Origin of the sequence: Enterobacter cloacae complex sp. P6RS (assembly GCF_014982245.1) — a bacterium.
Lineage (GTDB): Bacteria > Pseudomonadota > Gammaproteobacteria > Enterobacterales > Enterobacteriaceae > Enterobacter > Enterobacter bugandensis.
On record NZ_JADCLB010000001.1, the window covers coordinates 44,564 to 64,301 of the forward strand.

A 19,738-nucleotide genomic window follows, 5' to 3' on the forward strand; every position below is an offset into this window, starting at 1 on the left:
TTAATCCAGTCGCCGTTTGGTTTTCAGCCACGTCAACCCGATAAACATCACCGCCGACGCCAGCAAAAACAGGGTATTGATAATCAGCACCACCGGAATATTCCCCGCCAGGAACAGGCTCTGCAGCGTGCTCACGAAGTAGCGCGCCGGAATGATGTAGGTCACGGCGCGGATCACCGCCGGCATGCTGTCTATCTGGAAGATAAAACCGGAGAGCATAATCGATGGCAGGAAAGCGGCGTTCAGCGCCACCTGCGCGGCGTTAAACTGGTTGCGGGTGATGGTGGAGATGAGCAGCCCCATCCCCAGCGTGCTGAGCAAAAACAGGCTGGTGATAAAGAACAGTACCACCAGCGAGCCGCGGTACGGCACGCCAAGAATAAAGACCGCGACCAGCATGCAGAGCAGCATCGCCAGCATGCCGAGGAAGTAGTAGGGGATGAGCTTGCACAGCAGCAGCTCAACCCGCGTCACCTCGGTGGAGAGCAGCGCCTCCATAGTGCCGCGCTCCCACTCGCGGGCGATGACCAGCGAGGTGAGGATCGCGCCAATCACCGTCATAATGATGGTCACCGCCCCCGGAATAATAAAGTGCTGGCTGATGGCGGCGGGGTTAAACCAGTAGCGCGTCTGCACATCGATGAGCGGTTCAAACGTCTCGCCCCGGTCTTCGGCGCGCTGCATCTGCCAGAGCTGCCAGATCCCCTCCGCATAGCCCTGCACGAAATTGGCGGTGTTCGGCTCGCTGCCGTCGGTAATCACCTGAATCGGCGCATCGGCGCCCGGGCGCGCCATGTTGGCGGCGAAATCCACCGGGATGACGATCAGGCCGCGAATTTTCCCAGCCTGCATTTTCTGAATCAGTTCCTGCCGGTTGTCGCTGACGGTGGCGTCAATGTAGGGTGAGCCGGTCATGGCGTGGGTGAAGTCCAGCGCCTCTTCGCTCTGCTGCTCCAGCAAAACACCGACCCGCAGCTTGCTGGAGTCGAGGTTAATGCCGTAGCCAAAGATAAACAGCAGCAGCAGGGGGATCACCACCGCAATCAGCCAGCTGCTGGGATCGCGCACGATCTGCCGCGTCTCTTTGATGCACAGGGCGCGCACCCGGCGCCAGGAAAGGGCGTTACTGCGCATGAGCATTCTCCTTATCCCAGTCGTGGATGAGGGTGATAAACGCCTGCTCCATGGTCGGGTCTGGCTGTGCGTCGTCGGCGGCCTGCGCTTTCAGGTCGTCCGGCGTGCCGTGGGCAATCAGCTTGCCGCGATAGACCAGCCCGATGCGGTCGCAGTATTCCGCCTCATCCATAAAGTGGGTGGTGACCATCACGGTCACGCCTTTTTCCACCATGCTATTGATATGCAGCCAGAACTCGCGGCGGGTGAGGGGATCGACGCCTGACGTGGGTTCATCAAGAAACAGGATATCCGGCTCGTGCATCAACGAGCAGGCCAGGGCCAGCCGCTGCTTAAAGCCGAGCGGCAGCTCGTCGGTGGCGTGGGACGCAATATTCGTTAACCCGAAGGCGTCGCTCATGCGGCGGATTTTTTCATTCTGCGCCCGCCCGCGCAGGCCGTACACCCCAGAGAAAAAGCGCAGATTCTGCTCGACTGTCAGGTTGCCGTACAGCGAGAACTTCTGCGCCATATAGCCGAGATGCTGGCGCGCCTTTCCGGAGCTGACTTTAAGATCCATGTCCAGCACCAGCGCCTTGCCGGACGTCGGCACCAGCAGGCCGCACATCATCTTAAAGGTGGTCGATTTTCCCGCGCCGTTCGGCCCGAGCAGGCCAAATATCTCGCCGCGCTTCACCGCAAAGTTGACGTTGTCGGTGGCGGCGAAGTCCCCGAACTTTTTGGTGAGCGATTTTGCTTCGATCACCGTTTCGCCCGGCGTGCCTTCCACCGTGTGCAGGATCGCGCCAAGGGGCGATTCCGACGTGCCTGCACCGCCCAGCAGGTCGATAAACGCATCTTCAAAGCGCGGGGCGGTCTCGTCCATTTCAATCTCAGGCATGCCCGGCGCACGGCGAATATCGTCGACGGTGGCCTCTTTTTTGAGGATCACGCGCACCGAGCGGCCCTGAATCATCCCGTCGCTCACCTGCGGCAGCTTCAGCACCCGCTGCAGCAGCCTGCGGTTGGACTCCTGCGGGCTGTGCAGAAGAAAACTGCGCCCGGCCATGGTGTGCGTCAGCTCGGTCGGTTCGCCCTGATAGAGCAGTTCGCCCTCGTTCATCAGCAGCACGTCCCGGCACTGCTCGGCCTCGTCGAGGTAGGAGGTGCTCCAGAGGATCAGCATTCCGTCGCCCGCCAGCTCGTGCACCATCTGCCACAGCTCGCGGCGGGAAATCGGGTCCACGCCGACGCCGGGCTCATCGAGCAGTAGCACTTTTGGTTCGCCCACCAGCGTACAGGCCAGCCCCAGCTTCTGCTTCATCCCGCCGGAAAGCTTGCCCGCCAGCCGGTCGGTGAACGGGCCGAGGGAGGTAAATTCGAGCAGTCGGGCGAAGGTTTTCTGCCGGGTTTCACCGGTGACGCTGCGCAGGTCGGCGTACAGATTGAGGTTCTCCATCACCGTCAGATCTTCGTACAGGCCAAACTTCTGCGGCATATAACCGAGCATGGCGTGGAGCGCGCCGTCGTCTTTTATCGGGTCAAGGCCAAGCACGCTGGCCGAGCCTTCATCCGGCTTCAGCAGCCCCGCCAGCATCCGCATCAGCGTGGTTTTGCCCGCGCCGTCCGGGCCCACCAGTCCGGTCACGTAGCCTTTCTGAATGGTGCAGTTCAGCGGCGCGACCGCCGGTTTATCCATTCCGGGGAAGCGTTTGACCAGATTATTGAGCTGGATAACCGCATCATTCATGTCGTTCCCCGTCGTTTAAGGTCACGGTAACAGGCATGCCCTGACGCAGCGCGTCGTCCGCGTCGGTGACGATGATGCGCAGGCGGTACACGAGGTCGGTACGCAGATCCGGCGTTTCTACCGTTTTCGGGGTGAATTCGGCGGTAGGGGAGACAAAGCCCACTTTGCCGTGATACGGCTTGTCCGGGCGACCGTCGGTATAGAGCAGCAGCTCGCGGCCCGGCTGCATCTGGCCGAGATTCGGCTCATCAATGTAAGCCCGCACCCATACCGGACGGGTTAAGGACAGCGTCAAGACGGTACTGCCCGCGCTGAGCATGCTGCCCGGCTCTACCGCGCGGGTCATCAGCGTGCCGTCAGACGGGGCGGTTAAGATAGTGTCGCGCAGATCCAGCTCCGCCTGAGCCAGTTGCGCCTGCGCCTGCTCGAGGCTGGCCTTCGCCTGGGCGATGTCCTGCTCGCGGTTACCGGAGCGGTACTGGCTTAATTTATCCTGCGCGGATTTCAGCGTCGCCTGCGCCTGGTCGCGGGATGACCGCGCGTTTTCCAGATCGTTGGCGGAAATGGTGCGGCTTTTCCACAGTCCCTGCTGGCGGCTATAGAAGTTCTGCGCGTAGTCGTAGGCGGCTTTGGCCTGCTTAACGGCGGCAGCGGCCTGGGCAATCTCCTCATCGCGATAGCCCGCCAGCATCAGGTCATACTGCGCCTGGGCGACGGAGACGCCGGCTTTTGCCTGCATCAGCGCGTTCTCAAAGGGGGCTTTATCCAGTACGCCCAGCGTCTGCCCGGCTTTGATGGCATCGCCTTCGTCAACGCTCAGCGAGGCGAGACGTCCGCCGACGCGGAAGCTCATATTCACCGTGCGAATATCCACGTTACCGTACAGCGTCAGGCCCCGATCCTGCTGGCTCTGATACCACAGCCAGCCACCGATTCCCGCGGCAAGCAAAACAACAACCACCAGAACGATGGCGACAGGTTTTTTCATCACTTCAGGCTCCTTTGCGTTAAGCCTTGCAGGATCAGATCGAGATGACAGGTGATGACCTGGCTAATCTGCGCGGCTTTATCCTCATCGAATTGTGCCCAGCCCGTGCGTAACAGGATGGTTTCACGCCCCAGACGGAAGGCGAGAATTTCGCCCAGCAGGGCGTGGGTATGCAAAATGGTGTCGGTATCGCTGGCGTCCCGCCCGGTGTAGGCGGCAATCAGCCGGGTCAGATGGGTGTGCATCGGGGCAATCACCTGATCGTGTACCAGCTGATAAGCGGCAGTGGGGGAGAGCTGCTCGCGGGAGATAAATTTGCTCAGGTTGAGCGTATCGTCGTGCGTCAGCAGGCGGATCATATTGTGGCAGGCATTGAGAATAAGTTGCCTGATAGCGGTACGATCCGGCGTCGGCTGGCTCAGCAGCGCGGTGGCCTCCTCAACGTGCGGGCGAAAATTGTTGCCAATAAAATCGGCAATCCACTGGGCGCAGGCGAGGTATAAATCCTCTTTTGAGCCAAAATAGTAGGTAATGGCCGCGATGTTTTGCCCGGCCTGGGCGGCGATATCCCGCGTGGTGGCATGCAGGCCATACTCGCCAAACTGCGCCAGCGCGGCGGCGATAAGCTGGCTTTTGGCCTGTTCACCTTTGGTTGTCGTCGGTGTCGTATTCATGTCGGCATTAAAAATTAATCAATCGATTGATTAAAATTATACCTGAATCGCTAAATCGTCGAGGGATACGACAGGGATATTTTATGCGCCACGTCACAAAAGCTGCTACACTCCGCACCTTCGCGACATTGTGGTTTTTGTCCTTCTATTCGTGATATCTCCCTGAAAACTACACCTGTGATGGTCGGGGCGGTTCGGAGTTTTTATGTCTTTTGATTCCCTTGGCCTGAACCCGGAAATTCTGCGCGCGATCGCAGAGCAGGGCTACGTTGAGCCAACCCCTATCCAGCAGCAGGCTATTCCGGCCGTGCTTCAGGGCCGTGACCTGATGGCCAGCGCCCAGACCGGCACCGGTAAAACCGCGGGCTTTACCCTGCCGCTGTTAGAGCTGCTGGTAAAAAACCAGCCGCACGCCAAAGGCCGTCGTCCGGTGCGCGCGCTGATCCTCACCCCAACCCGCGAGCTGGCAGCCCAGATTGGCGAGAACGTGCGTGAGTACAGCCGCTATCTCAACATTCGCTCGCTTGTGGTTTTCGGTGGCGTGAGCATTAACCCGCAGATGATGAAGCTGCGCGGCGGCGTGGACGTGCTGGTGGCAACGCCGGGCCGTCTGCTGGATCTGGAACACCAGAACGCGTTGAAGCTCGACAGCATTGAAATTCTGGTGCTGGACGAAGCCGACCGCATGCTCGATATGGGCTTCATTCATGATATTCGTCGCGTGCTGGCGAAGCTGCCGCCGCGTCGCCAGAACCTGCTCTTCTCCGCGACCTTCTCCGATGAGATCAAGGCGCTGGCGGAAAAGCTGCTGCATAACCCGCTGGAAGTGGAAGTGGCGCGCCGCAACACCGCTTCCGAGCAGGTGACGCAGCACGTTCACTTTGTGGATAAAAAGCGCAAGCGGGAGCTTCTCTCCCAGATGATCGGTCAGGGCAACTGGCAGCAGGTGCTGGTCTTTACCCGCACCAAGCACGGCGCGAACCACCTGGCGGAACAGCTGAATAAAGACGGCATCCGCAGCGCGGCGATCCACGGTAACAAGAGCCAGGGCGCGCGTACCCGCGCGCTGGCGGACTTCAAGTCCGGCGACATCCGCGTGCTGGTGGCGACCGACATCGCTGCCCGTGGCCTCGATATTGAAGAGCTGCCGCACGTGGTGAACTACGAGCTGCCAAACGTCCCGGAAGACTACGTTCACCGTATCGGTCGTACCGGCCGTGCGGCGGCAACAGGTGAGGCGCTCTCTCTGGTCTGCGTGGACGAGCACAAGCTGCTGCGCGACATCGAACGCCTGCTGAAGAAAGAGATCCCGCGCATCGAAACCCCGGGCTATGAAGTGGACCCGTCCATCAAAGCCGAGCCGATTCAGAACGGTCGTCAGGGTGGTGGTCGCGGTCAGGGCGGCGGTGGTCGCGGCCAGCAGCCGCGTCGTGCTGAAGGCGGCGCGCCGAAGTCATCCGGCAAACCGCCGCGTCGTAATAACGACGGCAAGCCGGCCGGTGAAAGCCCGTGGCGCAGCGGTGAAGGTAAACCGGCAGGCGAGGGGCAGCGCCGACGCCGCCCGCGCAAGCCTGCTAACCCGCAGTAATCTGGAAGCCCGGTCGTAAAGCCGGGCTTTTCTTTTTGCGGCTGCGAAGAGAAAGTGCCAGAATAGTGGCTGTTTATACAGTATTTCAGGTTTTCCAATGGCTTTAACCGCGGCGCTGAAAGCGCAAATCGGCGCCTGGTATAAGGCGCTACAGCAGCAGATCCCCGATTTTATCCCCCGAGCGCCGCAGCGGCAGATGATTGCCGACGTGGCAAAAACGCTCGCCGGGGACGACGGGCGACATCTTGCGATTGAAGCCCCGACCGGCGTCGGGAAAACCCTGTCGTATCTTATTCCCGGCATCGCCATCGCGCGGGAAGAGGACAAAACGCTGGTGGTCAGCACTGCGAACGTGGCCTTGCAGGATCAGATCTTCAGCAAAGATTTGCCGCTGCTGCGCAAAATCATCCCCGATCTCCGCTTCACCGCCGCCTTTGGGCGCGGGCGCTACGTCTGTCCGCGTAACCTGGCGGCGCTGGCCAGCAGCGAGCCCTCGCAGCAGGATCTGCTCGCCTTTCTGGATGACGAGCTGACGCCAAACAACAAAGCCGAGCAGGAGCAGTGCGCAAAGCTGAAAGCCGAGCTCGACGGCTATAAGTGGGACGGCCTGCGGGATCACACCAGCCTGGCGATTAGCGATGACCTGTGGCGCAGGCTCAGCACCGATAAAGCAAGCTGCCTGAACCGCAACTGTCACTACTACCGGGAGTGCCCGTTCTTCGTCGCCCGGCGCGAGATCCAGGAGGCGGAGGTGGTTGTCGCCAACCACGCGCTGGTGATGGCCGCGCTGGAGAGCGAAGCGGTGCTGCCGGAGCCGAAAAACCTGCTGCTGGTGCTCGACGAAGGCCACCATCTGCCCGACGTGGCGCGGGACGCGCTGGAGATGAGCGCCGAAATTACCGCTCCGTGGTTCCGACTTCAGCTGGATCTGTTCTGCAAACTGGTTGCGACCTGCATGGAGCAGTTCCGCCCGAAAACCACGCCGCCGCTGGCGGTACCGGAGCGTCTGAGCGACCACTGCGAAGAGGTTTACGGCCTCATCTCGTCTCTGAACAACATTCTGAATCTTTATCTTCCGGCAGCCCAGGAGGCGGAACACCGCTTTGCGATGGGCGAGCTGCCGGAAGAGGTGATGGAGATCTGCCAGCAGCTGGCGAAGCATCTGGAAAAGCTGCGCGGGCTGGCGGAGATGTTCCTGAACGACCTCAGCGAGAAAACTGGCTCGCACGACGTGGTGCGGCTGCACCGCATCCTGCTGCAAATGAACCGCGCGCTGGGGATGTTTGAGGCGCAGAGCAAGCTCTGGCGGCTGGCCTCGATGGCGCAGGCGTCGGGCGCGCCGGTCACCAAATGGGCCACCCGCGAGGTGCGCGACGGGCAGGTTCACCTCTTTTTCCACTGCGTGGGCATCCGCGTGGCCGATCAGCTGGAAAAGCTGATCTGGCGCAGCGTGCCGCACGTGGTGGTGACCTCCGCGACCCTGCGCTCTCTGAACAGCTTTTCACGGTTGCAGGAGATGAGCGGCCTGAAGGAGAAAGCGGGCGATCGTTTTGTGGCGCTGGACTCGCCGTTCAACCACTGCGAGCAGGGCAAGCTGGTCATTCCACGCATGAAATACGAGCCGCTTATCGACAACGAAGAGCAGCACATTGCGGAGATGGCGGCCTACTTCCGCGAGCAGGTCGAAAGTAAAAAATATCCCGGCATGCTGGTGCTGTTTGCCAGCGGGCGGGCGATGCAGCGCTTCCTGGAGCACGTCACCGACCTGCGTTTACTCCTGCTGGTGCAGGGCGACCAGCCCCGTTACCGGCTGGTCGAAACGCACCGCAAACGTATTGATAACGGCGAGCGCAGCGTGCTGGTGGGGCTACAGTCCTTTGCCGAAGGGCTGGATTTGAAGGGAGATTACCTGACGCAGGTGCATATCCATAAGATCGCCTTTCCGCCCATCGACAGCCCGGTGGTGATCACCGAGGGCGAGTGGCTGAAAAGCCTCAACCGCTATCCGTTTGAGGTGCAGAGCCTGCCTGCGGCGTCGTTTAACCTGATTCAGCAGGTGGGGCGTCTTATTCGTAGCCACGGCTGCTGGGGAGAGGTGGTGATCTATGATAAACGTCTGCTCACCAAAAATTACGGCCAGCGGCTGCTGAACGCGCTGCCGATCTTCCCGATCGAACAGCCGGAGGTGCCGGAGGTAAAAAAACGCCCGGCAAAACTGGCCGCCGGGCGCAGGAAAAGCATCCGTGCTAAGGAGCGCGGTCCTACTGGTAAGTAAAGGTCACCTGCACCACGCTGCTGAACGTGCCTGCGGAGACGGGCATAGACGTGGCGTAATAGCGGGCGGAGAGCGGAAACGTGGCCGTGTGGTCAGCCGGGTTAATCGGCACGTTAAATGCCGCCTGCGGGGCGATCAGGATCTTGTCCTGACGGTCGGCCAGCTCCAGCGCCAGCCCCTTCGCGCTGCCGGTGTTGGCGAATTTTGTCGGGTGTACGCTGTCTGCCTGGCCGTAGAAATAGGCCGTGGCAAGCGCCAGCGTGGCGGGACAGTGCGACACCGAGAGCGAAAAATCTTTCCACTCCCCGGTATCCCCTACATCTTTAAAATTACCTGATACCGCCTGACCTAAATCCACCGTCAGGTTGCGGCTGGCGCTGTCAATGACGCAGGTGTTGGCGTAAATATTCCCTGTCATCTGGATCTCAATATCATCGGCGTGGGCCTGGGCTATCAGGCCCAGCGCCAGCATCAGAGCTGTCTTTTTCATGAGCGTCACTTATAAGCGAGGGTAACGGTGGCGACGGTATTGGCGGGGCCTGGCGTCACGACATCACTGGTTTGTTCGTAGCGAACCTCAAACGGGATCGCCAGCGTCTGGTTGGCGATGGCCTGGCTTTGGGTGTTCACGTAGGTATCAAAGGTGGCAGGATGGTTGTCAAACAGCATTCTGACCCCGACGCCGGTAGCCATGCCCGGCTGCTGGGTGAGTTTGATCACCCCATCTGACCCCGGTTCATAACCATTTGAACTGGTGATCTTCACTTCAGGCTGCACGTTGCTGTTGCAGTTCACCGTCACGTCAAAGTTTTGCGCCGGGCTGGATAGCATCCCCACGCTGACAAAATCGCTGACCGGGAAGTTGCCCAGATTAATGGTCAGGTTTTTTGGGGAGACGGAGCAGGTGACGTTCTGGAAGTTAACGTTTCCTGCGTAGGCGATAACATTGGGTGAACCAATGCCGTCGTAGCCATATACGCCAATACCGAACTCTGTTTGCGCCTGAAGCAGCGTGCCGGACTGTACCACATCACTGGTTTTAACCAGCTCAAGCGTGACGTTAAAATCAAACGATAGGTATCCATCGTTCGAGACATAGCCGATGGGCGTACTGCGGGAATCGCAGGCGACCTTTCCCCCACCTGAAATGCGCTGGCCCTGGTCGTTCTTTAAGGCAATGCCGACTCCAGGCACGCCTGTGTCATAAACGCCGGTCAACCCGGGGATCTCCGAACCACTTCCGTAATAGCAGGAGATGATTTCCAGCCCGCTCTCGTAAGGAGAGTTGCAGTTACCCGCGACGTGTACAGTCTGCTCCGTCCCGGGAATGGTAGCGCCTACTGCCAGCGTCGTCGGGACCGAAATGGTGGCAACGTTGATCATTTTCGGCATATCCGGCGTAGTGCAGCCAGCCTTCGCATGCGGCATAAATAACGCCGCGGTGCCCAGAATCAGTAAGAAAAAGCACTGTTTTATCATTTGCATAGTCGTTAGCCTGAAGGGTGAATCAATGACACTGCGCGGCAGCGTTAATGATGCTGGTTTTCTCTTTCTCATCCGTTAGCGCAAAGTCAGCGATGCAGCGCTCGCTCGCGTCCTGTCCCCAGGAAACGGCGAGATGCCCCTGCTGCGGCAGACCCGAGAGATAGGTCTGGCCGTCATTACCCACAATAAACTCGCTGTCCTTATCCTCGGTGGTAACCGTCGCGCCGAACGGCAGCGGTTTGCCGTTGTGCGTCAGCGTCATCAGCACGCGGTTGCCCACGCGGGTGTTAAAGCTGGCGCGCACCACGGCCCCGCGGGTTGGGGTGACGATCTGCGCGGCGTGGGTGACGTCGGCATTGTCCGGCAGCGTTTCGGTATCCAGCGCAATGGTGTTGTGGCGATACGCGGTCACATACGGGACAACGGTGTAGCCGCGGAAGTCGGTTTCAACGCCGGTCTGATTAGTGATATGCGTCCCGTGCGTGCCCGGCGCTTTCACCAGCGCGATGGTCTCACCGAGCGGCTGGCTCAGGGTGATGCCGTTCGCATGGGCAACCACGCCGCCCTGCAGGCCGACGTTCACGGTCTGCTGATATTTGTCCTGGCTGACGCCGCCGCTCAGTTCGCCGTACGTTGCTTTGTAATCGGCATTGAGGCTGGTGGAGTTGCCGCTGCCGGTACTGCTCACCCCCTCCTGAATATTCCAGTTGAGGTTATCTTCTTTCAGCGCCGTGCCGTTCAGACCGATATTCTGCGTGGTGCCATCTTTGGTGTTGTTCAGGTTGTAGGTGGCCCAGGTGTTATGCATCCAGTGGTCCAGCGGCACCGAGACGCTCAGCGCGAACTGGTTGTCGTTCGTCACCTCATTGCCGTCTTCGTCGCTGTCGCGGGTGTTTTTGTTCATGCTATAGCTGAGGCTGTAGCTCACGCCGTGCCAGCTGTTGTTGTAGCTGACGCTCACCGAGATCATGTCCTGGCTCTGGGTCCAGTAGGTCTCTTTCACCAGGCTCAGGGTTACGGAACCCCAGCCTTCCGGCAGCGTCTGGTCGACGGTGGCTTCGGTACGGGCGCGGCGCTGCTGCGGTTCAGACCAGTCGTCAGAGCGGGTATACGACTCCATGGTGTCTTCCAGGGTGTAAAACCCTTTGCTGTTATAGCGGTAGCCGGCCAGCGAGAAGTTGGTGCCTGACTGGGCGATATCTTTGCTGTAGCGCACGCGCCACGACTGGCCTTTGCTGGCCTGCTGTTTTTTCAGCAGGGCTTTGGCGCGAGTGACGTCAATGGATAAGGCGCCTAAATCGCCCATGTTTTTCCCGACGCCCACCGCCTGAGACTGATAATGGCTGCTCTGCTGAACGCCGCCGTAGGCGGTGATACCGTAGGGTAAACCGTAGATGGCGCTGCCCTGGGCAAACGGGGTCTTTTCGACATTGTTGTCATAGGAACGATAACGCCCGGCGGTCACGCTGTAGCGCAGGTTTTTTTCACGCTGCAAGACCGGCACGGAGGCAAACGGCACGACAAAATGGCTTTCGCTGCCGTCGGTCTCTTTCACGGTAACCTGCAGGTCGCCGCTGCTGCCGGTGGGGTAGAGATCGTTAATTTCGAAGGCGCCCGGCGCGACCGTGTTCTGATAAATGACGTAGCCGTTCTGGCGAACCACCACCAGCGCGTTGCTGTGGGCCGTGCCGCGGATAATCGGCGCGTAGCCTTTCTCGCTGTCCGGCAGCATGTCGCTGTCGGATTTCAGCTCCACCCCGGTGTAGGGAACGCTGTCAAACACGTCGGCAGGGGATGAGCTCTGGCCGACGGTGATGTCGCTTTTCATTGCCACGATATCGCGTTGCGCATAGGTATAAACGGAGGTGAATTTCTGCTCCTCCTCATGGCCCGTGGTGCTGCGATTCCAGGTGGAATAGTTGCGAATGCGCCATGCGCCAACGTTCAGGCCTGGGCGCAGGTTTACGTACTGGCTGCTGTTATCCTGCTCACCGTGCTGTCGCGCGCGGCTGTGGCTGGCATTGGCGCTGTAATTAAGCAGGCCCGCAGCGATCCCTTCGTCAAACTCTTTCGGGTCAATGTAACCGCGAGGCACCTGGCCCAGCGCCGTTTGAGGGATGCTCATCAGCAGCTGCTGGTTGCGAACGCGAAAGGTGGCGGATGCCGAAGGAATGACATGTAAATCAGCACACTGGCCTTTGGCCATCAGCTGCGGAAATTTTTTGGTTTTGATGCCGAGGCTTTTTAATTCCTCAAGGCTAAAGCAAGGCTGCAGCGTGCTGTTGCCCTGCGAATCTTTCTGAAGCGTAAAGGTTACGTTGCGGGTATCAATTTTATTATTATTGATAAATACCGCGACCTCATATTTCCCCGGCGCCTGACCTGGCCCTTTTTCATAGATGGACAGATCGGTTTTACCCTGCTGGGGATTATCAATATCCAGCAGGGCAGGGTTAAAATAATCATCAGCCATAACCTGCTGCGCAAAGATCGCCATTGCCAGGCCGCAGAGAATGACCAGCAATGAAGACAATCGGCAGGTGAACGGCTTTTTATGGCTGTACATAATTATTTTATTACCGGGAAAAAATTAATGAACGGATTTCGACCAGGTATGGCTGATGCTGCCGTAGTCGGTAATAATGGAATACGTCAAGTCCGCGCCCCCGACATTACCCGGTAAGGCAAAATGCGTTTCCGTTTTCGGAACAGCCCAGGTGGCTTTCGCGACTTTATGACCATTCAGCGTAACGGTCTGGAAATTCATATAGAACGGAGTGGGGTTATTCACCACCAGATCGTTCCCTTCGCGGCGCCATTCAAGCTTATCCGCCACATCTTCTGGGCGGCCTTTTACTGCAGACGGGCGATAGAGCAATTTAATGCGGGTATTGATAGCAATTTGCAGCGTATTCACCCCCTCAACGTGCTTTGAGGAAGGGATCGCTTTAATGTTCAGCCAGTACAGGGATTCCCTGTCTTCCGGTAAATTTCCGCCCGTACGTACCACGCGCAGAACGTTATCTTCGTGCGCATCCAGACGGAAAAGCGGCGGGGTGATCAGGAACGGGGCTTTAGCCAGGTTTTTACCGCCGGAATCAACCCAGGACTGTACCAGATAATCCGTCGCATCTGGATTTGAAAGACCAAGAGAAGATTCCTTTTTATCTCCCTGATAGACCAGGCGGGTGCCGTTAATAATGACCCCAGCATGTGAAGCAGTTGCTACCAGTAAAAGCGTGCTCAGTAAATAACCGTGGCGCATAAAGATTTCTCAATGAATAGAGAAGATATTAATGCTCGCGAAAGCATTAATATCTCCGGATTGATAAGATCAGTTATAAATAACGGTGAAGGTTGAAACGGAGTTAGCGGGGCCAGCGGTAATTGCCGGGCCGGTTTGGATATAGCGTGCGCCGAACTCCAGATCGTTAACCGCCGTGCCGGAGGTTAACTGATACTGCTGAGACGGCGTATACAGGCTGACAGGCTGCTGCGAGGCATCCACCAGCTGAATCGCCACCCCTGTCGCCGCATCGGTATCTGGCGTTAAGGCAAGCGTTGAATTGTTATTCGCATCCGGTGTTCCGCCGAAGTTAATGGCGGCGGAGGTGACCGTGTCAGGACAATTCGTTAACTGAATATCAAACTTCGTTAAGGTGCTGGTAGAGCCTGCACCGGTAAATACCGTTTTAGACACTTTCCCCAGCTGTACATTTAATGGATTACTTAATCCATTTACGACCTGACAAGCAGAATCGATAATTTCGCCGGTGAAGTTTATTTGCCCTTCACCGTTCGTTGCCGCAAACGTGGATGCAGAACATCCCACCGCTGCGGCGATGATTAAACCTAAAGCAACCTTGTTCATAGCAAATCCTGATATGTTTCGGGTGAGAGCGTTGCCTGGACGTTTTCACCGTTGACCCTTAATGACTTTCCGCTGGTTATTTAATCAAAAAATGTATGAATACGAATCTGCTATAGAAATCACAAATAATTGAAAAAAAGCTTGTGTTTATTTTTTGCCATCAAAACAGAAGGTTGTCTCAAGGGATAAAAAACTAACGGCCAGCCATTCATCAGGGCTATAGTGTTAACAAGATAGGCTGTCAGGAGGAATGTCGTGGATTATCGCAAAATTATCAAAGAGGTAGGACGTGGGAAAAACCACGCCCGCGACCTGGACTATGAAACCGGTCGCGCGCTTTACACCCGTATGCTCAACGGCGAGGTACCGGACCTGGAGATGGGCGGCATCCTGATTGCGCTGCGTATCAAAGGCGAAGGCGAAGCGGAGATGCGTGGTTTCTACGAGGCGATGCAGGCGCAAACGCTGCGCTTAACGCCGCCGGTGGCAAAACCGATGCCGATTGTGATCCCGAGCTATAACGGGGCGCGCAAGCAGGCAAACCTGACGCCGCTGCTGGCGATATTGTTACATAAGCTGGGGTTCCCGGTGGTGGTACATGGGGTCAGCGAAGATCCCACGCGCGTGCTGACAGAAACCATCTTTGAACTGCTGGGCATTGAACCGACCCTCCATGCCGGCCAGGCGCAGGCAAAGCTGGAGGGGAACCAGCCGGTCTATATTCCCGTTCGTGCGCTCTGCCCGCCTTTGGAAAAGCAGCTGGACATGCGCTGGCGCATGGGCGTGCGTAACAGTGCGCACACCCTGGCGAAGCTGGCAACGCCGTTTGCTGAGGATGACGCACTGCGCCTTTCCAGTGTTTCTCATCCGGAGTACGTGACGCGCGTCGGTCAGTTCTTTGCCGAAATCGGTGGACGCGCACTGCTGATGCACGGAACAGAAGGGGAGGTGTACGCCAACCCGCAGCGTTGCCCACAGCTGATGCTGATCGATTCTGCCGGTACGCGCGTTGTGCTTGAACGCGGGGAAGAAAACAGCGATGTGATTCTGCCAGAGTCAAAAGATCCGCAGGTTACCGCGCACTGGATTACGCAGTGCCTGGCCGGGAATGTGCCGGTCCCACAGTCGATCAAGCTGCAAATGGCCTGCTGCTTGCTGGCGACAGGGGAGGTAGAGACGGTGGAAGCGGGGTTACAGCGGGTGGCACAGTCGTTTTAAGCAAAAAAAGCCCGTCCAGTGGCGGACGGGCAAGCAAGGGTAACAAACAACAGGGTCAATGAGGGTTGGAGCAGCTCACCAGAGGGTTTGGCGAGTGTACAGCATTCATTTCAGGCGATTATTTGTAGATAACCGCAGTACCGCTCAGCTTGTTATTGGTGTTAGCGGAGGTGATGGTGTATCCGCTTGCACCGGCAGCAGCGGCTTTCTCAGCCAGCTTGGCTTCCAGACCGTCCAGCGTGGTCGCGCCTTCTGCACTTACCACACCGATTTTATTCATGCTCTGGGCCTGAGTGGATGAAACAGGCTCTACGGCGAATGCGCCGAAAGACAGAGCGGACAGGGCAACAGCAGCTACAGCATATTTGATGGTTTTCATAATTAATCTCTCGCAGGTGTTTTCTGTTAAGGGGACGATGTTCCGTCGATGTGATAAGTATCACGTTTTTTCCTGAGGGATAAAATCGAAGAGAATTGACGTGGTCAGTCAAAAAAATTGAATGACAAATAACTTATTGAATATTAATAAATTCAAACCAGCGCTTTACACTTCTTGTGGATGCGCTTTACAGAAGAAAGATGAAGGGCACATTTTGCTACGCGGTTCGCTAAAAACCGTGAGCGTAAAGGTAAGTGCAGGCAGGGTTAACTTAGGTAAAGGAGAGTCAGCGTAACTGGCTATCTTTCGATCCTCTGCGATTATAACCTGAATGTGAGGCATTTTTTGAATCTTTATCCTGCTGGCAGGCAATGCATAACCTTACGCCTGGAATGGCTTTACGCCGCGCCTCCGGGATCGGCTCTCCGCATTCTTCGCACTCCTTCAAACTTTCGCCGCGCGGAATCTCACCGCGAGCGCGCGCAACCGCATCTTCAATGGTACTGTTGATCTGTTCGTTAACGGCGTCGTCATTCGCCCAACCGGAAGCCATGGCATCCTCCTTAAATCGGTTTAGACCCTGCTTTTAATATGGGGTTAAAAAATGAACAATCAAGATGAAGCGGAAATGAACTGCATCCGGCAGGCAGATGCAGTCTGGTTGTGGAGGAAAAAATTATTTATAGATGGTTGCTGTGCCGTACATATGGTTATCTCCGCCAGCGGAGTTCACGACAAAGCCTTTCGCACCTTCCTGGCGGGCTTTTTCGGCCAGTTTATTCTGCAGATCGTCCAGGTTACTTGCGCGACTTACCGAGACGGTGCCCGCCGGACGCAGTTGGCTAGTATCGGTACTTTCATTCAGTGACTGAACGGCCATCGCAGAAAATGAAGCCGTTGCCAGGGCGCCGGCGATAACAGCAAGGGTCAGGTACTTTTTCATAATCACATCCTCATGAGGAAACAACAGGTGATTCCCTTTAAGTTTAGAAGCCTGACGAGTGTGACTTAGCGCAAATATTTGATGATGATCTGCTTATTTTTTGAACGATAAAAACTGACAATTCGCTGACAGATCATAGACGTAGAGGTGTTTGATTTACGGTGTTTTTTTAAGCGCCGCAGAGAAAGATTTACCGCTGGGCCAGCACAGGGTATCTTACGCCGCTGTTTAAAGGAGAACGCCATGACTTCCCAAAAGCCGGGATTGCACCCACGAAATCGCCACCGCAGCCGCTACGACATGAACGCCCTGTGCCAGAGCTGCCCTGCGCTGCAGGACTATATTGTCCAAAACCCAGCGGGTGAGCCGACCGTCAACTTTGCCGATCCGCAGGCGGTGAAAACGCTGAACAAAGCCCTGCTGGCGCATTTTTACGGTGTGGCTCACTGGGATATTCCGGAAGGCTTTCTCTGCCCCCCTGTGCCGGGCCGTGCTGATTACGTTCATCACCTTGCCGATCTGCTTGCCGAAGATCGTGACGGCGCTGTACCGCAGCAGGCTTCCATCCTGGATATAGGCACCGGGGCAAACCTGATTTACCCGCTGATTGGCGTACATGAATATCACTGGCGCTTTACCGGGAGTGAAATCGGCGCCGAGGCCTTTGCCAGCGCGCAGGCGATTATCAGCGCGAACCCTGGCCTGAGCCGTTCCATTCGTCTGCGTCGTCAGAAAGAGGCGGCTTCCATCTTCAACGGCATAATTCATAAAAACGAAAGCTATGACGCTACGATGTGCAACCCGCCGTTTCATGATTCGGCGGCAGCGGCTCGCGCGGGCAGCGAGCGTAAACGCCGCAATCTCGGTCAGGCGGAAGACGCCGCGCTGAACTTCGGCGGGCAGCAGCAGGAGCTGTGGTGCGAGGGCGGTGAAGTTGCCTTCATCCTGCGCATGATTGCGGAAAGCCAACAGTTTGGCCGTCAGGTGAAGTGGTTCACGACGCTGGTTTCCCGCGGGGATAACCTGCCGCCGCTCTACCGCGCGCTGAGCGAAGCGGGTGCCGTAAAAGTAGTGAAAAAAGAGATGGCGCAGGGCCAGAAGCAGAGCCGCTTTATCGCCTGGTCGTTTATGGACGATAACAAACGCCGCAAATAAGGTGTTTCGTAGGCCCGGTAAGCGCAGCGCCACCGGGCATCCCGGCTACAGCGTCGGCTCCTGCGGTGGGAGCGGCGCTGCGGGCGGCGGCAGTACCTGATACGTTTGTACCGGCATCCGCACGTTCGCCAGATCGAAGTGCTTTTTCACCATGCTGTCGAGGGCAAAACGCACCGTCCATTGCTTCAGCGGCTGGGTGGTGAACGACACGCGCAGGGTAAATGCCGTGTTCGTCAGCCCGACAATCCCGGCAAATGACGGCTCGCCAATCACCAGTCCGCGAATATCCTCCATCTGCATCAGCTCTTCTACCGCATCGCGCAGCGCCTGCTTCGCTTTGTCGGCATCCTCATGACGGTCCACGTCGTAGTTCGCCACCACGGAACCTATCCCGCGCACAAAGTTGGCGAAGGTAGTGATGGATGACCACGGAATGATGTGATATGCCCCGGTATCCTGACGCACGCCTACCGAGCGAATCGACATCCTCTCCACGGTACCGGTCAGCGGCCCGATGGTCACCAGATCCCCTGTGTTCATCCCGTTCTCAAACTGGATAAAGATGCCGGTAATAATATCCTTCACCAGCGTTTGCGAGCCGAAGGAGATCGCCAGCCCCAGCGCGCCTGCACCCGCCAGCAGCGGGGCGATATTCACGCCGATTTCCGATAGCACAATCATGATGGTGATGGTGCTGATGATCACCGCCAGCGCGTTGCGGAACAGCGTCAGCAATGTGCGGGCCCGTGCGCTGGGCAGGGGCCTGCCGTGAATATCCGACACCAGACGGTTCTCGATAAGGCTCGCCAGCAGCGTCCAGCCGACGGCGGAGAAGAACAGAATCAGCGCGATACGAATTAAAATATCGACGGTCTTCTCGCCTGCACCGTTATGCAGCCAGTTCCAGAAATCAAACAGGCTCCACGCATTCAGCAGCAGCATGATCGCCACGCAGACGGTCAGAATGCGCGCCACCTTAAGCGATACCGACATCCAGCCGTTCACCCGTTTTTGCAGTTCCGGGTAACTACGCTGCACCTGCGGCGACAGGGTGATGGTTTTCGAGATCCAGCGGGACAGCAGCCCGGACACAAACGCCGCGATGCCGATAATCGCCAGGCTTTTAAACGTCGCCCCCATCATAAATTTCAGGCTGTTTCCCGGGTCGAACAGCGAGAAGAAGCACAGCACAATAAAATACGCGCTTGCCAGCCAGTGCCACACCAGCGCGAAGGCGCGGATAAACAGACTGAAGAAAGAGAGGGAACGGTCGGCCAGATGCAGCAGGCTCTCGGTGATCGCCCTTTTATTGTGAAAGATAAGGTACAGAGACCAGACGGTTATACAGAGCATAATCAGCACGTTCGCCAGCGCGCCAAACTGCACGTTAACCTGGTTGGAGATAATCGGCACGGCAACCAGCAGGCCGTATCCTATCAGCCCGCTGAGCACGCTTAGCCGCACGGCCCAGTATTTCGCGCTGTCGTCGTTGATGTTGAAAGGGCGAAGTTCAGGCACGCGCGGGCAAAAGATGACGCGCAGCACCGCTTTAAAAAATTCGATGAGGGCAAACGCATTCAGGAAGAGCGCCTGCTGGAAGGCAATGGTTTTGTTGCCCGTATTGAGGCGGTCCGCCAGCACCTGACCGACAAACAGCGTCAGGGCCAGCAGCAGTAAATCGATGATAAACGCCCCGGTAATCATGGCCGGGAGGTGCAGCCAGCTGCTTTTATGCTGATTTTTTTTCCGTCCCCAGTGGCCCATCTTCCGGTAGAGCGGCCAGGCACACAGGCGCAGCAGCCAGTAAAAAATGAATACGGCACCCGCCAGAATTGCAAACTGCGTGGCGGCTGCGGTGAAGGTGTGTGGATTAAAAGGTTTATGCGAGGTGCCAACAAGATTTCGATAGAGCTGGGCAAAACGCGACGACAGGGCTTCCCCGTAGCGGCGGCTGATGTCGGTGACGTTTTCCAGTACCGTCTTTTCCTCTTCGACCTGTGGTGGCGTAATGGTCGGAACCGGATCCTGAGGCGGCGTGGCGGCCACCTTCCTCAACTGATCGATCAGCTCCTGCCGGGAGGTGTCATTCTCAAGGACGTCGGCAAGTGCGCCATAGGCCGCTTTTTTTTGTTCTGCATCCGGCTCCGGAGGCGGCGTATTTTGCTGAGTAGCAGTTGCTCCGGTGGTGACGCCGGGGATTGCCACGGCAAGCGATGGCGTACTAAACAGGCTTATCAACAGCAGCAGGATCCACGGCACGGCGTCCTCCGACAAAAATATCGTGCAAAATGATAAGTAT

17 protein-coding genes are annotated in these 19,738 nt (G+C 57.4%); 4 read left to right on the forward strand and 13 right to left on the reverse strand.

The features are described 5' to 3' along the window. The 4 genes from INF73_RS00235 to cecR are packed head-to-tail and all read right to left on the reverse strand — an operon-like array spanning nucleotide 1 to nucleotide 4,525. Nucleotides 1-1,134: an ABC transporter permease gene (locus INF73_RS00235; RefSeq protein ID WP_193050325.1), complete on the reverse strand. Its 1,134-nt coding sequence runs from the start codon at nucleotides 1,132-1,134 to the stop codon at nucleotides 1-3. After that, the gene (locus INF73_RS00240; protein WP_041910725.1) at nucleotides 1,124-2,863 is read right to left on the reverse strand and encodes an ATP-binding cassette domain-containing protein; all 1,740 of its coding nucleotides are present in this window, start codon (nucleotides 2,861-2,863) and stop codon (nucleotides 1,124-1,126) included. Before INF73_RS00240 ends, INF73_RS00235 begins: the two co-directional genes overlap by 11 nt. Next, nucleotides 2,856-3,851, reverse strand: a complete 996-nt coding sequence (gene hlyD, locus INF73_RS00245) for a secretion protein HlyD (protein WP_193541585.1) — start codon at nucleotides 3,849-3,851, stop codon at nucleotides 2,856-2,858. Before hlyD ends, INF73_RS00240 begins: the two co-directional genes overlap by 8 nt. Next, nucleotides 3,851-4,525, reverse strand: a complete 675-nt coding sequence (gene cecR / locus INF73_RS00250) for a transcriptional regulator CecR (protein WP_028012433.1) — start codon at nucleotides 4,523-4,525, stop codon at nucleotides 3,851-3,853. The genes hlyD and cecR overlap by 1 nt, the downstream gene beginning before the upstream one ends. A 205-nt stretch (nucleotides 4,526-4,730) precedes the next feature. Between cecR and rhlE the strand changes: the two genes are divergently transcribed. Beyond that, nucleotides 4,731-6,113 (forward strand): ATP-dependent RNA helicase RhlE, encoded by a 1,383-nt coding sequence (gene rhlE, locus INF73_RS00255; RefSeq protein ID WP_193541552.1) that lies wholly within the window; start codon nucleotides 4,731-4,733, stop codon nucleotides 6,111-6,113. A 97-nt stretch (nucleotides 6,114-6,210) separates the two neighbouring features. Continuing rightward, nucleotides 6,211-8,388, forward strand: a complete 2,178-nt coding sequence (dinG, locus tag INF73_RS00260) for an ATP-dependent DNA helicase DinG (protein WP_193541550.1) — start codon at nucleotides 6,211-6,213, stop codon at nucleotides 8,386-8,388. On the opposite strand, the gene INF73_RS00265 is transcribed toward dinG, so the two are convergent. The 5 genes from INF73_RS00265 to INF73_RS00285 all read right to left on the reverse strand — a co-directional run bounded on the left by INF73_RS00265 (nucleotide 8,375) and on the right by INF73_RS00285 (nucleotide 13,744). Beyond that, nucleotides 8,375-8,878, reverse strand: a complete 504-nt coding sequence (locus tag INF73_RS00265; protein WP_045259961.1) for a fimbrial protein — start codon at nucleotides 8,876-8,878, stop codon at nucleotides 8,375-8,377. The two genes, dinG and INF73_RS00265, sit on opposite strands and share 14 nt — an antisense overlap. 5 nt (nucleotides 8,879-8,883) lie before the next feature. Beyond that, nucleotides 8,884-9,873 (reverse strand): fimbrial protein, encoded by a 990-nt coding sequence (locus INF73_RS00270; protein WP_193541548.1) that lies wholly within the window; start codon nucleotides 9,871-9,873, stop codon nucleotides 8,884-8,886. Nucleotides 9,874-9,895: 22 nt separating this feature from the next. Then, the gene (locus INF73_RS00275; RefSeq protein WP_193541546.1) at nucleotides 9,896-12,439 is read right to left on the reverse strand and encodes a fimbria/pilus outer membrane usher protein; all 2,544 of its coding nucleotides are present in this window, start codon (nucleotides 12,437-12,439) and stop codon (nucleotides 9,896-9,898) included. Between the two features lie 24 nt (nucleotides 12,440-12,463). Next, entirely contained in the window at nucleotides 12,464-13,138 is a 675-nt protein-coding gene (locus INF73_RS00280) for a molecular chaperone (protein ID WP_193541544.1), read from the reverse strand. 69 nt (nucleotides 13,139-13,207) lie between these two features. Further along, nucleotides 13,208-13,744, reverse strand: a complete 537-nt coding sequence (locus INF73_RS00285; protein WP_028012440.1) for a fimbrial protein — start codon at nucleotides 13,742-13,744, stop codon at nucleotides 13,208-13,210. A 255-nt stretch (nucleotides 13,745-13,999) separates the two neighbouring features. Between INF73_RS00285 and ybiB the strand changes: the two genes are divergently transcribed. Then, nucleotides 14,000-14,962: a DNA-binding protein YbiB gene (gene ybiB, locus INF73_RS00290; RefSeq protein WP_193541542.1), complete on the forward strand. Its 963-nt coding sequence runs from the start codon at nucleotides 14,000-14,002 to the stop codon at nucleotides 14,960-14,962. Between the two features lie 118 nt (nucleotides 14,963-15,080). Here ybiB and ybiJ read toward each other — a convergent pair whose 3' ends face one another. The 3 genes from ybiJ to mcbA form a co-directional block, all read right to left on the reverse strand. Next, the gene (ybiJ, locus tag INF73_RS00295; protein ID WP_014883102.1) at nucleotides 15,081-15,341 is read right to left on the reverse strand and encodes a DUF1471 family protein YbiJ; all 261 of its coding nucleotides are present in this window, start codon (nucleotides 15,339-15,341) and stop codon (nucleotides 15,081-15,083) included. A 286-nt stretch (nucleotides 15,342-15,627) separates the two neighbouring features. Next, nucleotides 15,628-15,894 (reverse strand): DksA/TraR family C4-type zinc finger protein, encoded by a 267-nt coding sequence (locus tag INF73_RS00300; RefSeq protein ID WP_045259965.1) that lies wholly within the window; start codon nucleotides 15,892-15,894, stop codon nucleotides 15,628-15,630. Between the two features lie 123 nt (nucleotides 15,895-16,017). Further along, nucleotides 16,018-16,284: a DUF1471 family periplasmic protein McbA gene (gene mcbA / locus INF73_RS00305; RefSeq protein WP_028012443.1), complete on the reverse strand. Its 267-nt coding sequence runs from the start codon at nucleotides 16,282-16,284 to the stop codon at nucleotides 16,018-16,020. A gap of 243 nt (nucleotides 16,285-16,527) precedes the next feature. Here mcbA and rlmF point away from each other — a divergent pair, with 243 nt between their 5' ends. Continuing rightward, a complete protein-coding gene (gene rlmF / locus INF73_RS00310; protein WP_193541540.1) occupies nucleotides 16,528-17,439 on the forward strand; it encodes a 23S rRNA (adenine(1618)-N(6))-methyltransferase RlmF in 912 nt (303 codons plus the stop codon). A 45-nt stretch (nucleotides 17,440-17,484) separates the two neighbouring features. Here rlmF and ybiO read toward each other — a convergent pair whose 3' ends face one another. Then, on the reverse strand, nucleotides 17,485-19,698 hold the full coding sequence (ybiO, locus tag INF73_RS00315) for a mechanosensitive channel protein (RefSeq protein WP_193541583.1): 2,214 nt from the start codon (nucleotides 19,696-19,698) through the stop codon (nucleotides 17,485-17,487). Between the last annotated feature and the right edge of the window lie 40 nt (nucleotides 19,699-19,738).